Origin of the sequence: Rhizobium sp. BK491, assembly GCF_014194925.1 — a bacterium.
Lineage (GTDB): Bacteria > Pseudomonadota > Alphaproteobacteria > Rhizobiales > Rhizobiaceae > Rhizobium.
In genome coordinates this window covers 1,000,570-1,014,747 of the sequence record NZ_JACIAR010000002.1, presented here as the reverse complement: position 1 = coordinate 1,014,747, position 14,178 = coordinate 1,000,570, and the positions used below count along the sequence as shown (strand labels likewise).

Genomic DNA, 14,178 nt, shown 5'->3' with positions numbered 1-14,178 from the left:
CAAGAAGGCCCGGTGGGAAACCGGGCCTTCCCTCTTCCGATCGGAGGTCTGATCGGAAGATCTGTCAAATTCGATTCGGCGACCGAATTAGAAGGTGCGCTGGAAGCGCAGGATACCAGCCCAGGTGTCCTTGTTGACGGCGTCATAGTTGACGTAGGTCACTTCCGGCTCGATCAGCAGGTCCTTGACGGGGTTGAACTTGACGTTCGTCGTTGCAGCGAAAGTCTTCAGATCGTCGTAGGAAAGCTGCAGGTTCCACTTCAGCTTGTCGTTGATCGGAACGCCAACGCCGCCCCATACGGCCCAGTCACCCCAGCCGAGGCCAGCACCGCCAGCACCGGCATACTTGTTGAGCTTGTCGCCATCGGTGTTCCAGCCGCCCATAACGAAAGCGGTGAGAACGCCAAAGTCGGCATCGACGCGAGCCTTGACAGCGCCTTCTTCGACGATGGAGTCATAACCACCGACAACGCGGAACTGCCAGGCGCCGGCCTTGTAGCCAACACCGGCAACAACGTCAGGCAGGTAGTGGTTCGTGCTGTCTTCGCCGTTTGCACCGGTCGCGCCAGTGCCCGAATTGCTGTCTTCAACCGAGATCACAGCCGTGAAACCGTTGCCGGCGTCGTACTTGTAGGTGATCTGGTTCAGTTCGTCGGTGCCGTTGATGCCGTATTCGATCACGTCGTCGTTGATGACGTCGCCGGCGTAGCCGGTGAAGGTCGAGTAGACCGAATCAGCCTTACCGACGAGGAAGCCGCCGAGGCTGATGTTAGCCCAAAGCAGCTTGGTCGTGGTCGCGTTGCCGTCATTCCAGTCCCAACGAACAACGGTATTGGTCTTCAGCGGGCCGTATTCGGTATCGGTCGCGGTGTCGAGAGAGAGTTCAGCGCGGGTATGCCAGTAGGTACCGCGGCCGCCAGCGTCCTGGCCAGCCTTGTAGGCATTGTACCAGCCGCCTTCGGTACGGACGCGGCCGCCGACCTTGAGGCAGGTTTCGGTGCCCGGGATGAAGAAGTAGCCTGCACCGTAAGCGTCGCAGATGCGGACGTATTCCAGCGGCTCTGGCTCGGCAGCGACGATCGCGTCAGCCGCATGAGCACCGGATACTGCTGCCAGCGCAGCAGCGGAGCCGAGAAGAAGGCTCTTGATGTTCATAGTAACTCCAGTTTCAATATCAATTAGGTATGAGAAATCACATCGCAAAAAACGACGCGCCCTACCCCACCTAGCTTTAAAAGTTGACCCCTGATCTGGGAGAACCAAGACGCTAAGTCTTGCTTCCGATTTGGAACCTACAGATCGTTTTTTTCAGAGCAATATCAGAGACAAACTATGAACAATTGTGACAGCTGTTTCAAAAGAGTGCGTTGCACAAAAATCACGTCGCAAATCTGTCATACTTCCGAAGCACCCGGAGCGAACTCTAAAATTGCATGAAAAGAACTTTCGCGCGATAGGCAATATCCGCAGAGAAAAATGCGCCATACCAAGATGGTCGCGTCTATCTTCACGATCAGAAAGAAATGCCGCTGCCGAGAACGCAAAAAGCCCGGCCTTTCGACCGGGCTTTTCCTCACCGAAGTGAGAAATCTCATATGACCGAAGTCAAATCAGATTAGAACGAGCGCTCGAAGCGAAGGATACCAGCCCACTGGTCCTTGTTGATGGAGTCCCAGTTGGTGTAGGAGACTTCCGGCTCGATGAGCAGGTTCTTGACCGGGTTCCACTTGACGTTCGTGGTAGCGGCGAAGACCTTGGAGTCCGTGTAAGCGAGCTGCAGGTTCCACTTCAGCTTTTCGTTGACCGGTACGCCAACGCCGCCCCAGACAGCCCAGTCGCCCCAGCCGATGCCTTCACTGCCTGCACCAGCGTACTTGTTGAGCTTGTCGCCGTCGGTGTTCCAGCCGCCCATCAAGAAGGCCGAGAATACGCCGAAGTCAGCGTCTACGCGAGCCTTGATGGCGCCTTCTTCGACGATCGAATCGTAACCGCCAACGACCTTGAAGGCCCATGCGCCAGCCTTGTAGCCAACACCGGCAACAACGTCAGGCAGGTAGTGGTTGGTGCTGTCTTCGCCGTTTGCGCCAGTTGCGCCCTTACCGGAGTTCGAGTCTTCAACCGAGATCACAGCCGTGAAGCCGTTGCCGGCATCGTAGTTGTAGGTGATCTGGTTGAGTTCGTACGGACCGTCATAGACCACGTCGTCGTTGATGACGTCGCCGGCGTAGCCGGTGAAGACGTTGAACTGCGAGTCTTCCTTACCAACGGTGAAGCCGCCGAGGCTGATGCTGGCATGCAGCAGGTTGGTCGACGTCGCGTTGCCGTCATTCCAGTCCCAACGCATTTCGGTGTTGGTCTTCAGCGGGCCGTATTCGGTGTCGGTTGCCGTCTGCAGCTGCAGCTCAGCACGCGTGTGCCAGAGAGTGCCATTGTGGCTGTCTGCGTCGTAAGCATCGTACCACTTGCCTTCGGTACGAACCTTACCGCCGATCTTGAGGCAGGTTTCGGTGCCCGGGATGAAGAAGTAACCAGCACCGTATGCGTCGCAGATGCGAACGTATTCCAGCGGCTCGGGCTCAGCAGCGACGATCGCGTCAGCCGCATGGGCGCCAGAAACTGCTGCCAGCGCAGCAGCGGAGCCGAGAAGAAGGCTCTTGATGTTCATATTGACCTCCAGTCAAAGTTTTATCTCGAGAATGAGAACTACCCGAAGGCATTCCCTGCCCCATCCTCGTGTTTCAAGAAGTGGACGATCAATCGCCCTCGCTTCCGAGAGTGAAAATACAAGACGCGGCCTGTCACGCAATCGACATCTTCTCCGAAAGGGGGATTTGGGTAAGCCTTCCGCAATTCCTGTTGCTGAAAGGACACAAGTCGGCGACACGGTGGCCGCATTTATTTAGACTTCGTTAAGAAACGTCTTAATCTACGGGTACTTACGCCAACGGCTGGAATAGCTTCAGTCAGCTGGAAAAAGGCGGGGAAATGGCCATTCCATGGCTAACCGGCGGATTTTTGCGCGGTCCGGCAAGCTCTTTGCGGCACTGGCCTCGCTTCGTCGCCGGACCAATAGCCACTTGTGACTTCCACCCGCGTCCCAAAACGAAGCAAGGACGCGGGTGATTCCAGGATGAGCGATTCGGACAAGTGCAGGCAGCCATTGGAAAAGGAAGGGCCGCTGAGTACCAAACGCCGCTCCGAACCATCATTTCCTTCGATAGAGGATCATCCCGGCGTGATGGAGCACGGCATTGATAAAGTCACCATCTGCGGTGAAACCGGTGTCGTCCCAGTAGTCGATATGATCCCCAGTCAACACGTAGCGCCCCTGATAGGCACGCTCACGGCTGCCCCGCGCCTCGATATAGCGGCCGTTCGGCAGGAGTTCATGGCGGATATGACCGTCTGCGGTCACCCACATGCCGGCGTAAGCGCGAGTCGGTTTCTTCATTTGGATTCGATCCTCGGAAAGTGCCGGCGAAGCGAACAGGATGCCTGCCAGGATGAGAGCAAGGGAGCGGATCAATGCGCCGCCCGCGTCGGGCGAACGACGATTTCATTGACATCGACATCATCGGGCTGCTCGACGGCGAAGCGCACCGCCCGACCGATGGCATCGGGAGTCAGCGCAACGGCTCGATAGGATTTCATCGCTTCGGCTGCCACCGGATCGGTGATCGTATCGGCCAGCTCACTCTCGACGACGCCCGGATGGATGCAGGTGACCCGGATGTCGCGGCATTCCTGCCGCAGCCCATCGGAGATCGCCCGAACGGCATACTTGGTCGCGCAATAGACGGCGGCGGTCGGAGAGACGGCCAACGCCCCGATCGAGGCGATATTGATGATGTGGCCGGAACCACGCGCCGTCATTTCCGGCAGGACCGCCGCAATGCCATGAAGCACGCCCTTGATGTTAACGTCGACCATTCTGTCCCATTCCTCGACCTTCATCGAGGCCATTAGGGAAAGCGGCATGATGCCGGCATTATTGACGATCACATCGACGCCGCCCCAGGCAAGGCGTGCCGCCTCTGCAAAGGCAGCTACGTCAGCCCTGTCGGTGACATCGAGCCGGCGGGTCATGACCGTGCCGCCCTTTTCTCGTATCTCGGCCGCCAATGCTTCCAATCTGTCGATGCGCCTGGCGCCCAGCATGACCCTTGCGCCGGCAGAAGCGAGTTCGCGGGCGATGCCCGCGCCGATACCACTGGAGGCACCGGTAATGAGGATCACTTTGTCGATGGGCATTCAATCACTCCTTCTTATGTGAACGGTTCTCTTCCAGAACCGGATACGAGAAGGATACAGTGCTTCATTGTCGTGATAAGACATCCATTCAGTGACAGCTTGGAAAGTAAAAGTTACCAATGTGGCCTGATCTCAATGCCCTCTCCGTCTTCATCCTGGTCGCTCAAGAGCGCAATTTTCGCGCCGCTGCCGATAGGCTCGGCGTCACTCGCTCGGCAGTCAGCCAGACGATCCGGCGATTGGAGGAGAGCATGGGCATCGCGCTGCTGCAGCGCACAACCCGCAGCGTCAGCCTGACCGAGGCTGGCGAACGGCTTTATGCGGACGTAGAGCCGGCAGTCTCGGACATACGCACCGCTATGGAAAAGACGGAGACTTTGCGCACCCAACCTCGCGGTCAATTACGGCTTGCCGTCTCGTCGATCGCGGAGCGTTTTCTCGCCGGCGACTTTCTCGCAGGCTTTGCGGAGGCCAATCCCGAAATTCAGCTCGACATCACCGTCACGGACGAGGAATTCGACATCGTATCGGAAGGCTATGACGCGGGCGTCCGGCTTGGTGAAGTCATCGAGCAGGACATGATTGCCGTACCGGTCGCCGGTGACGAGCGGCAACTGGCCGTCTGTTCCCCGGCCTATCGCGACCGATTCGGCATCCCCCGGCATCCGAAAGAACTCTCGATGCATCGATGCATAGGCTGGCGATCCTCACCGACGGCTGTCCCCTACCGCTGGGAGTTTGCGGAGGAAAGCAAGGAATTCCGGGTGGAGGTCGCGCCGGAGGTGACGACGAATGACATGGCCGTGATGATCAGGCTGGCTATCGCCGGAGCGGGAATCACATTCGGGATGGAAGAAAGCTTCCGCACCTTCATCGGCAGAAACGAACTGGTGCCGATCCTGGAGGAATATTGCCCCTATTTTCCGGGCTTCTACCTCTACTATCCCAACCGACGGAACATGGCTCCCAAGCTGCGCGCGCTCATAGCATATCTGAAGCGCTACGAAGGCTTTGCAGGCCGAAATTCCCGATAATAGCTGGCCTTGATCGGCTTGGCGCAGCGCCAAGATCGCGGGCCGTCGCATGCAGGGTAGGATAATCGGGAAAATGGCGGAGAAGATGGGATTCGAACCCACGATACCATTTCTGGTATACTCCCTTAGCAGGGGAGCGCCTTCGACCACTCGGCCACCTCTCCGGTGCGGCCCTGATAGGGCCATTCATTTATCGACGCAAGCGCTTTTTCGCGCTTGTGTACGTTCTTTCCATGATTCAGCAACAGGCGATTGTCGGCCGAACCATGCTCCGGCGGGCTCGAAAATTCACATCAAGCCAGCAGCTGCTTCAAATCCGCGGCCGGGTCGGCAAGGATCTCCCTGGATGGATTGGCGCCGGTTTCCAGCAGCTTCTTGCCGGTCACATAGGCCTTCGCGTCGTTTATCGCGTCGACGGCGATGAAGCGGCCCTGCTTGAAATACCAGACGGAAGCTGCGCCCTCGCGGAGGCCCGGACGCAGAAGGGTCTCGTCGTAACCCAGGTTGAAGCCAGCGATCTGCAGCTTGACGTCATATTGATCCGACCAGAACCACGGCTTTGGATCATAGGCTTTTTCGCCGCCGGCTATGATTCCCGCCACGGCCTCAGCCTGATCGACGGCGTTCTGCACCGATTCGAGCCGGATGCGGCCGCCCTCCCAGGGCAACTCCACGCAATCGCCCACGGCGAAGATGGCGGGATCGGAGGTGCGGGCGAACGAATCGACGACGATGCCGTTGCCGACCTCGAGACCGGCCTCCTTGGCGAGCCTGTCATTCGGGGCGACGCCGATGCCGACGACGACGAAATCGACGTCGATGGTAGACCCGTCGGACAATTCGGCGGCGGTGACGTGATCGTTACGCCCGATGAGCTGCTTCAGGCCGGTCTTCTCGCGAATGACGACATCGTGCTTTTGATGAATGGCTCTGAAAATATCGGCCGTTTCCTTGGCCGCCACGCGCTGCAAGATCCGGTCGCCCATCTCGATGAGCGTGACCTCAAGGCCGCGATGACGTGCGACAGCAGCAGCCTCAAGCCCGATATAGCCGCCGCCGATGATGAGCACCCGGCGGCCTGGGCGCATTTCGCCAGCAAGAAGATCGGCGTCTCGCTTGTCACGGGCGAGATAGACGCCTTCGAGCGCGCCGCCGACGGAGGGCGGCAGGCGGCGGGGCGTCGAGCCCGTCGCAAGCGCTAGGGTCTCGTAATCCAGCCTGGAGCCGTCCTGCATGACGATCTGCTTTGCGGCACGATCGATCTGTTCGACCCAGGTGGACACACGAATCTCAACATTATTGTCGGTGTACCAATGTTCGGGCCGGAACAGCAGGCGATCGAAAGCCATCTCGCCCAGCAGGTACTTCTTGGTCAAAGGTGGGCGCTGGTAGGGAAGGTTTTCCTCGGCACCGACGATGGTGATCGGCCGCGAATCACCCAACCCGCGCAATTTGGCTGCAAGCGCAAAACCCGCCTGCCCGGCCCCGACAATGACCAATCTGCCCGTCACGATCCGTACTCCATGTTATTGGCGCTCCTTCCGCGTTGCGCGGAAGGCTGCCTATGGACTTCAGGGGTAACGCCTGCATCCGCAAGCGTCAATCACGGCTGACCCTGCGCCCCGGATCGGGAGAAAATTAGGCCAAACGCTCAGCTTGATATTTCGACCCAGCGGCGTTCGTGGAAGGATTGGGCCATGGCGTGTACCGATTTTTCGATGCGCAGGCCGTCTTTGAAAGCCACGACTGACGCAGCCTCGCCCGCTATGGAGCGGATCAGCTCTCGGCACTCGATGATCTTCAGATCGTTGAAGCCGAGACCATGACCGGGCGCCGGGATAAAGCGGTCATAGGGTTTGTGCGCCGGTGCGGCCAGCACCTTGCGGAAGCCCTGCTCGCTGTCCCTGCCCTCGGCCTGATAAAGCTCGAATTCGTTCATGCGCTCCTGGTCATAGGAGATCGAGCCCTTGGAGCCGAAGATCTGCAGGGCGATCCGGCCCTTGCGGCCCCAGGCAGAACGGTTGGCCATGAGCACGGCGGAAATGCCGCCGCCAAACCGCATCAGCACATTGGCGAGATCGTGGTTTTCGACGGCGCGGGTGCCGCCGTCCTTTAGGGGACGTTCGGCATAGGGCTTCACCATATCGGTGATCACAGCTTCCACGTGGCCGAACAGGAACCAGAGAAGCGAAAGCGGATGCACGGCGAAATCATCCAAAGCGCCGTAACCGGAAGCAAGTTCGCTCTTCCAATAGAAGAGACCGTTCGGATCGGCCATGAAATCCTCGTCCATCTCGACACGGACGTGATTGACCGCGCCGATCGCCCCTTCTGCGATCAGCGCCTTGATGTGACGCATCACCGGGTTCTGGATATAATTATAACCGAGGATGGCGACCTTGCCGGAGGCCTTGGCTGCGGCCAGCATGCGCTCGGCATCGCCATAGGACGGCGCCATCGGCTTTTCGCACCAAACGTGCTTGCCAGCTTCAAGGGCTGCGATCGCCATTTCCGGGTGGAACTGGTTGGGGGTCGTGACCGAGACGACGTCGACATCGGGATCGGCGATGAGAACGCGCCAGTCGGCCGTTGCCTTTTCGAAGCCGAATTCGTCACCACGCGTCTTTGCCAGATCGGCATTGGCCTCGGCGAGATGCACCAGGCGCGGCCGCGCGACATCACCGAATACTGTTTTGACCGCATTCCAGGCTAGCGCATGGCATTTGCCCATATAACCGGTGCCGATCAATCCAACGCCCAATGGCTTCATTTGCCTTTCCTCCTCACATATTCTCCCGAAGTGGACGATTTTTGGAATATTTAGACCGTTTTGACAAGCGCACTCATGGTATCGACTTCAATCCGAAATGACGAAAACCGTATTTATATATGTAAATTCATTAGCTTAAAATTATTCGTGCCGAACGATTCAAAATCCGGTATCGTTGCGAATATGGAATATCTGTTTCATTGCGGGCATGTGGGGAGCTGAAGGACGGCGCATGGACAACAATGTCGAGACGCAAACCAGGGTGCCGCGCGACTTCGAAAGCCTGCGCAGCATCATCATCGAGCGCAAGAGCGCCATGCCAAAGCGCCTCGCGCAGGTTGCCGCCTTCGCGCTCGGCAATCCCGATGAGATCGCCTTCGGCACGACGGCGAGCATCGCCACTGCCGCCGAAGTTCAACCCTCCACGCTGGTGCGCCTTGCCCATCACCTCGGCTATGAGGGCTTTTCCGATCTTCAGAGCATCTTTCGCGAACGGCTGCGCGACCGGACGCTGAGTTATGAGGAGCGGTTGGTAACGCTCGAACGCTCCGGCGTAGAGAACGAAGAGGCCAGTATTCTCTCGGGCTTCCTCTCTGCGGCGAGCCAATCCGTCAACAAGCTCGCCGCAACCATCGAGACCGACACCTTCGCCAAAGCCATCGACGTGCTTGCAGCGGCCGAGACAATCTATCTGATCGCCAAGCGCCGCTCCTATCCGCTGACGGCACATATGACCTATGCCTTTTCCAAGCTCAACATACGTCACCAGATCGTCGCCTCGCCGAACGGCATCGACGGCGAGATCACCCGCTTCGCCACGGAGAAGGACGCTGCGATCGCCGCGAGCTTTTCGCCCTATGCCGCCGACAGCTTGGCGCAGACGCAGGATCTTGCTGCGCGCAACGTGCCCGTCATCGCCATTACCGATTCGGCCTTCTCGCCGCTTACCGCCTGCGCGGATTACTGGTTTGAAGTGGCGGAAGCCGATTTTGCCGGTTTCCGCTCGCTGTCGGCGTCGATGGCGCTGATCATGGCCTTTCCGGTTGCCATTGCCGAGCGCCGGCGAAAAGCTGCGACAAAAGCCGATAAAACGAAAATGGAATAAACATTCCGAATTGACAAAATCTCGGAACCAATGTTTCACTACAACCAAGATCACGGCCGCGGGAGATGGCCGCCAGATCCATAGCAGCCGGGACGAAACGAGCACCGGCACTTTCAATAACGCATGATCTCGGCGCATGCTGAAAAGCAGAAGAGGTCATGCCCCGACGGGAGGACATCATGGCACACGACAATCCTGGCACACAGCCGGAGACAAAACTCGATGTGATCACTATCGGCCGCTCCTCCGTCGACCTTTACGGCCAGCAGATCGGCTCGCGCCTGGAAGACATAGCCTCTTTTGCCAAGTCGGTTGGCGGCTGCCCGGCCAATATCGCCATCGGCACCGCACGACTCGGCTTGAAATCGGGTCTGATCACCCGCGTCGGCGACGAGCAGATGGGCCGCTTCATCCGCGAACAGGCGGCGCGCGAGGGCGTGGCGGTCGATGGGATCGCGACGGACAAGGAGCGGCTGACGGCGCTGGTGCTGCTGGCGGTCGAGGCAGAAGGCGTCTCGCCGATGATCTTCTATCGTTCAGACTGCGCCGACATGGCGCTGAATGAAGACGATATCGACGAAGGCTTCATCAAGTCCTCGGGCGCAGTGCTGGTATCCGGCACGCATTTCTCCAAGCCCAATACCGAAGCGGCGCAGCGCAAGGCGATCCGCATTGCCAAGGCGAACGGCCGCAAGGTGATCTTCGACATCGACTACCGGCCAAATCTATGGGGTCTTGCCGGTCATGCCGAGGGTTTCGAGCGCTATGTGAAATCAGATCGCGTTTCCTCGAAGATGAAGGAGACGCTGCCGGATTGCGACCTGATCGTCGGCACGGAAGAAGAGATCATGATCGGCTCGGGCGTCGACAACGTGCTCGGCGCGCTCAAGGAAATCCGCCGCCTCTCTCCAGCGACCATCGTGCTCAAGCGCGGTGCAATGGGCTGCATTGTCTATGACGGCCCGATCTCCGACGATCTCGAAGCCGGCATCGTCGGCCAGGGTTTTCCGATCGAGGTATTCAATGTTCTCGGCGCGGGCGATGCCTTCATGTCCGGTTTCTTGCGCGGCTATCTGCGTGGCGAGCCGCTGAAGACCTGCGCCACCTGGGCGAATGCCTGCGGCGCCTTCGCCGTCTCCCGCCTGCTCTGCTCACCGGAATATCCGACCTGGACGGAACTCGACTTCTTCCTGAAGACGGGCAGCAAGCACAGGGCGCTGCGCAAGGACGAGGCGATCAATCACATTCATTGGGCAACGACCCGTCGCGGCGACGAAATCCCGCTGCTGATGGCGCTTGCGATCGACCATCGTTCGCAGCTCGTCAGCGTCTGCGATGAGCTAAGCGTCGGTTACGACAAGATCGTCGCCTTCAAGCGGCTCGCGGTCGAGGCTGCGGCGCGTGTGGCCGACGGCCGCCAGGGCTATGGCATGCTGATCGATGAACGCTTCGGGCGCGACGCCTTCTTCGATGCGGCAACCAAGAATTTCTCCTGGATCGGCCGCCCCGTCGAGCTGCCGGGATCGAAGCCGCTGAAATTCGAGTTCAGCCAGGATATCGGCTCGCAGCTCGTTGAATGGCCGCTCAATCACTGCATCAAATGCCTGTGCTTCTACCATCCAGACGATCCGAAGGAGCTGAAGGCGGAGCAGCAGGAGAAGCTGCGGACGCTGTTCGAAGCCGCGCGCAAGGTTGGCCGCGAGCTTCTGGTCGAAATCATTGCCAGCAAGAACGGACCGCTGACCGACGATACGATCCCAACGGCGATGGAAGAGCTCTACGCGCTCGGCATCAAGCCGGATTGGTGGAAGCTGGAACCGCAGGAATCGACGGCTGCCTGGAAAAAAATCGATGCCGTAATCGCCAAAAATGATCCATGGTGCCGCGGTATCGTGCTGCTTGGCCTAGAGGCACCGGCGGAGGAACTGATCCGCAGTTTCGAGGCGACGCTGGCGGCCCCTTCGGTCAAGGGTTTCGCCGTCGGGCGGACCATCTTCTCCGATGCGGCCCGCGCGTGGCTGTCGGGCGGCATGAACGACGAGGAAGCGATTGCCGATATGGCCGGCCGCTTCCGGCAATTGACGCAAGCGTGGCTTAAAACCCGCGGCCTGTAAGAAACAAGCATTTGGGAGGCGCCCGATGGGCAAGACGATCCGATTGACGATGGCACAGGCCGTCACGCATTTCCTTAAGAAGCAGATGACCGTCATCGACGGGCAGAAGCAGCCGATTTTCGGCGGCGTCTGGGCGATCTTCGGTCACGGCAACGTCGCCGGCATCGGCGAGGCGCTCTATCAGGTCCGCGAGGAGCTGCCGACCTTCCGTGCCCACAACGAGCAGGGCATGGCCCATGCCGCGATCGCCTACGCCAAAGCGAGCTTCCGTCAACGCTTCATGGCCTGCACGACCTCCATTGGCCCCGGCGCGCTCAACATGGTGACAGCAGCCGGCGTTGCACACGTCAACCGCATCCCGGTCCTGTTCCTGCCCGGCGACGTCTTTGCCAACCGCGCGCCCGATCCGGTGCTGCAGCAGATCGAGGATTTCGGCGACGGCACCGTTTCCGCCAACGATGCTTTCCGCCCCGTCTCGCGCTATTTCGACCGCATCACGCGGCCGGAACAAATCATATCGGCGCTGAAGCGCGCCATGCAGGTGCTGACCGATCCCCTCGATTGCGGTCCTGTGACGCTATCGCTGTGTCAGGACGTGCAGGCCGAAGCCTTCGATTATCCGGAAAGCTTCTTCGAGGAGCATGTCTGGGTGCCGCGCCGTCCGCAGCCGGATGCAGACGAACTCGCCAATGCCATTGCATTGATCCGCCGCTCCGAAAAGCCCGTCATTCTTGCCGGCGGCGGTGTGCTCTATTCGCGGGCGACGAAGGAACTGGCCGCTTTTGCCGAAGCTCATGGTATTCCCGTCGTCGTCACACAGGCCGGCAAATCGGCCATCGACGAGACGCATCCCCTGGCGCTTGGCTCCGTCGGCGTGACGGGCACATCGGCGGCCAATGCCATTGCTGAAGACACGGATCTGGTGATCGCTGTGGGAACCCGCTGCCAGGATTTCACCACCGGCTCCTGGGCGCTGTTCAAGAATGAGAAGCTGGCCATGATCGGCCTCAATATCGCGGCCTACGACGCTCTCAAGCACAATAGTCACCCGCTGGTGACGGATGCGCGCGAGGGGCTGAAGGCGCTTTCCGCCGGCCTGGCGAATTGGCGCGCTCCGGCGTCGCTGGCCGAAAAGGCGACGAAAGAAAAGCAGGTCTGGATGGAGGCTGCCGCCAAGGCTATGGCGACGACCAATGCCGCTCTGCCCTCCGACGCCCAGGTCATCGGCGCTGTTACGCGGACGCTCGGCGGCAAGGACAGCATTCTCGTTTGCGCGGCGGGCGGCCTGCCCGGCGAGCTGCACAAGCTCTGGCCGGCGACCGCACCCGGCAGCTATCACATGGAATATGGCTTCTCTTGCATGGGCTATGAGATTGCCGGCGGCCTCGGCGTGAAGATGGCGCGGCCGGAGAAGGATGTCGTCGTCATGGTCGGCGACGGCTCCTACATGATGATGAATTCCGAACTGGCGACCTCTGTCATGCTCGGCCTGAAGATCACCGTCGTGCTGCTCGACAACCGCGGCTATGGCTGCATCAACCGCCTGCAAATGGCGACCGGTGGCGCAAACTTCAACAACCTCTTGAAGGACTCGCGGTTCGAAGTGATGCCGGAGATCGACTTCCGGGCGCATGCTGCCAGCATGGGTGCGATTGCCGTGAAGGTCGCTTCCATCGCTGAGCTGGAACAGGCCATCGAAGCATCGAAGAAGAACGATCGCAGCTCGGTCATCGTCATCGACACCGACCCGCTGATCACGACGGACGAAGGCGGTCATTGGTGGGATGTCGCCGTTCCCGAGGTCAGCCCGCGCGCCGAGGTCAACAAGGCCCGCGCTGCTTACGAACAAGCCCGCGCCGCCCAGTGCATCGGCTGATTGATTTCTGTCCTATTTCTGGAGGAGCGTTTCAGCTCCTCCAACCATGTTTCAAGGAGACCATTGATGAAGGCCAAACTCGGCATGTCGCCCATCGCCTGGTGGAACGACGATCTTCCTGAGCTCAGCGACGACGTATCCCTTGAGGAATGCCTTCGCCAGTCGCGCGGCGCGGGCTTCACCGGCATGGAACAGGGCCGGCGCTTCCCCAGCAACCCTGATGAGATGCTGCCAATCCTGCGCGCCGCCGACGTGACGCTCTGCGGCGGCTGGTTCTCGGGCACGCTCGTCAACGAGGAGCTTGCGGCAAACAAGGACCGCATCGCGCCGATGATCGAGCTATTCAAGGCGGTCAACGCGCCTTGCATCGTCTATGGCGAAGTCGGCCGCTCCATTCAGGGCGACCGCTCCAAGCCGCTCGCCACCAAGCCGCGCCTTTCGGATGACGAGATGAAGGCCTATGCCCGCCGCGTCACCGAGTTCGGCGAATGGTGTGCCGACCAAGGCATGCCGCTTTCGTATCACCATCACATGGCGGCCGTGGTCGAAACCGAGCCGGAACTCGATGCCTTCATGCGCAATTCCGGTGCAGGTATTCCGCTGCTGCTCGATGCCGGCCATCTCGCCTTTGCCGGCGGCGACGTGCTGCGCGCCATCGACAATCATCACGCCCGCATCAACCACGTTCACGTCAAGGATATCCGCAAGTCCGTTGTCGATGGGCTGGATCGCAGCCGACAGTCCTTCCTCGATGCTGTCGCGCTCGGCGCGTTCACGGTGCCGGGGGATGGTTCGCTCGATTTCGGAGCGATCGTCCAGCGCTTCGCCGATTACGGCTATGAGGGCTGGTTCGTGGTCGAGGCCGAACAGGACCCGCGCAAGGCGCCCCCGCAGAACATGGCCGAGATCGGCCATGCCGAGCTGATGCGCGTCATGACGGCCGCAGGCTACACGGTGGAAACCGAAGGCTTTCCCAAGGGATAACGGAAGACGAGCACCCCTCTCCTCCGTCACAGGTTGGCGAGGGG

At 59.9% G+C, this 14,178-nt stretch carries 11 protein-coding genes and 1 tRNA gene; 5 read left to right on the top strand and 7 right to left on the bottom strand.

The window, feature by feature from the left end; all coding sequences use genetic code 11:
- Positions 1–87: 87 nt before the first annotated feature.
- From FHX05_RS12830 to FHX05_RS12815, 4 genes are all read right to left on the bottom strand, one after another.
- A complete protein-coding gene (locus FHX05_RS12830; RefSeq protein ID WP_112337965.1) occupies positions 88–1,155 on the bottom strand; it encodes a porin in 1,068 nt (355 codons plus the stop codon).
- Positions 1,156–1,615: 460 nt separating this feature from the next.
- The gene (locus FHX05_RS12825) at positions 1,616–2,665 is read right to left on the bottom strand and encodes a porin (RefSeq protein WP_183872069.1); all 1,050 of its coding nucleotides are present in this window, start codon (positions 2,663–2,665) and stop codon (positions 1,616–1,618) included.
- Between the two features lie 540 nt (positions 2,666–3,205).
- Positions 3,206–3,490 (bottom strand): Atu4866 domain-containing protein, encoded by a 285-nt coding sequence (locus FHX05_RS12820; RefSeq protein WP_246698942.1) that lies wholly within the window; start codon positions 3,488–3,490, stop codon positions 3,206–3,208.
- A 32-nt stretch (positions 3,491–3,522) separates the two neighbouring features.
- On the bottom strand, positions 3,523–4,251 hold the full coding sequence (locus tag FHX05_RS12815; RefSeq protein ID WP_183872065.1) for an SDR family oxidoreductase: 729 nt from the start codon (positions 4,249–4,251) through the stop codon (positions 3,523–3,525).
- Between the two features lie 119 nt (positions 4,252–4,370).
- On the opposite strand from FHX05_RS12815, the gene FHX05_RS12810 reads away from it, so the two are divergent.
- Positions 4,371–5,285 carry a LysR family transcriptional regulator gene (locus FHX05_RS12810; protein ID WP_183872063.1) on the top strand — a complete coding sequence of 305 codons (915 nt, stop codon included), beginning with the start codon at positions 4,371–4,373 and terminating at the stop codon, positions 5,283–5,285.
- A 74-nt stretch (positions 5,286–5,359) separates the two neighbouring features.
- Here the strand turns inward: FHX05_RS12810 and FHX05_RS12805 are convergent.
- From FHX05_RS12805 to FHX05_RS12795, 3 genes are all read right to left on the bottom strand, one after another.
- Positions 5,360–5,449 (bottom strand) — tRNA-Ser (locus tag FHX05_RS12805).
- A 129-nt stretch (positions 5,450–5,578) separates the two neighbouring features.
- Positions 5,579–6,796: an FAD-dependent oxidoreductase gene (locus tag FHX05_RS12800; protein ID WP_183872061.1), complete on the bottom strand. Its 1,218-nt coding sequence runs from the start codon at positions 6,794–6,796 to the stop codon at positions 5,579–5,581.
- A gap of 140 nt (positions 6,797–6,936) precedes the next feature.
- Positions 6,937–8,055: a Gfo/Idh/MocA family oxidoreductase gene (locus FHX05_RS12795; protein WP_183872059.1), complete on the bottom strand. Its 1,119-nt coding sequence runs from the start codon at positions 8,053–8,055 to the stop codon at positions 6,937–6,939.
- 232 nt (positions 8,056–8,287) lie between these two features.
- Between FHX05_RS12795 and FHX05_RS12790 the strand changes: the two genes are divergently transcribed.
- From FHX05_RS12790 to iolE, 4 genes are all read left to right on the top strand, one after another.
- Positions 8,288–9,160: a MurR/RpiR family transcriptional regulator gene (locus tag FHX05_RS12790; RefSeq protein WP_183872057.1), complete on the top strand. Its 873-nt coding sequence runs from the start codon at positions 8,288–8,290 to the stop codon at positions 9,158–9,160.
- Positions 9,161–9,339: 179 nt separating this feature from the next.
- A complete protein-coding gene (gene iolC / locus FHX05_RS12785) occupies positions 9,340–11,274 on the top strand; it encodes a 5-dehydro-2-deoxygluconokinase (protein ID WP_183872055.1) in 1,935 nt (644 codons plus the stop codon).
- Between the two features lie 25 nt (positions 11,275–11,299).
- The gene (gene iolD / locus FHX05_RS12780; protein WP_183872053.1) at positions 11,300–13,150 is read left to right on the top strand and encodes a 3D-(3,5/4)-trihydroxycyclohexane-1,2-dione acylhydrolase (decyclizing); all 1,851 of its coding nucleotides are present in this window, start codon (positions 11,300–11,302) and stop codon (positions 13,148–13,150) included.
- A 66-nt stretch (positions 13,151–13,216) separates the two neighbouring features.
- Positions 13,217–14,134, top strand: coding sequence for a myo-inosose-2 dehydratase (gene iolE, locus FHX05_RS12775; RefSeq protein ID WP_183872051.1), 918 nt, complete (start codon positions 13,217–13,219; stop codon positions 14,132–14,134).
- Positions 14,135–14,178: the final 44 nt, after the last annotated feature.

Coding starts and splice junctions, on each gene's coding strand:
- FHX05_RS12830 (WP_112337965.1), bottom strand. CDS start 1,155: ATGAACATCAAGAGCCTTCTTCTCGGCTCCGCTGCTGCGCTGGCAGCA.
- FHX05_RS12825 (WP_183872069.1), bottom strand. CDS start 2,665: ATGAACATCAAGAGCCTTCTTCTCGGCTCCGCTGCTGCGCTGGCAGCA.
- FHX05_RS12815 (WP_183872065.1), bottom strand. CDS start 4,251: ATGCCCATCGACAAAGTGATCCTCATTACCGGTGCCTCCAGTGGTATC.
- FHX05_RS12810 (WP_183872063.1), top strand. CDS start 4,371: ATGTGGCCTGATCTCAATGCCCTCTCCGTCTTCATCCTGGTCGCTCAA.
- FHX05_RS12795 (WP_183872059.1), bottom strand. CDS start 8,055: ATGAAGCCATTGGGCGTTGGATTGATCGGCACCGGTTATATGGGCAAA.
- FHX05_RS12790 (WP_183872057.1), top strand. CDS start 8,288: ATGGACAACAATGTCGAGACGCAAACCAGGGTGCCGCGCGACTTCGAA.
- iolC (WP_183872055.1), top strand. CDS start 9,340: ATGGCACACGACAATCCTGGCACACAGCCGGAGACAAAACTCGATGTG.
- iolD (WP_183872053.1), top strand. CDS start 11,300: ATGGGCAAGACGATCCGATTGACGATGGCACAGGCCGTCACGCATTTC.
- iolE (WP_183872051.1), top strand. CDS start 13,217: ATGAAGGCCAAACTCGGCATGTCGCCCATCGCCTGGTGGAACGACGAT.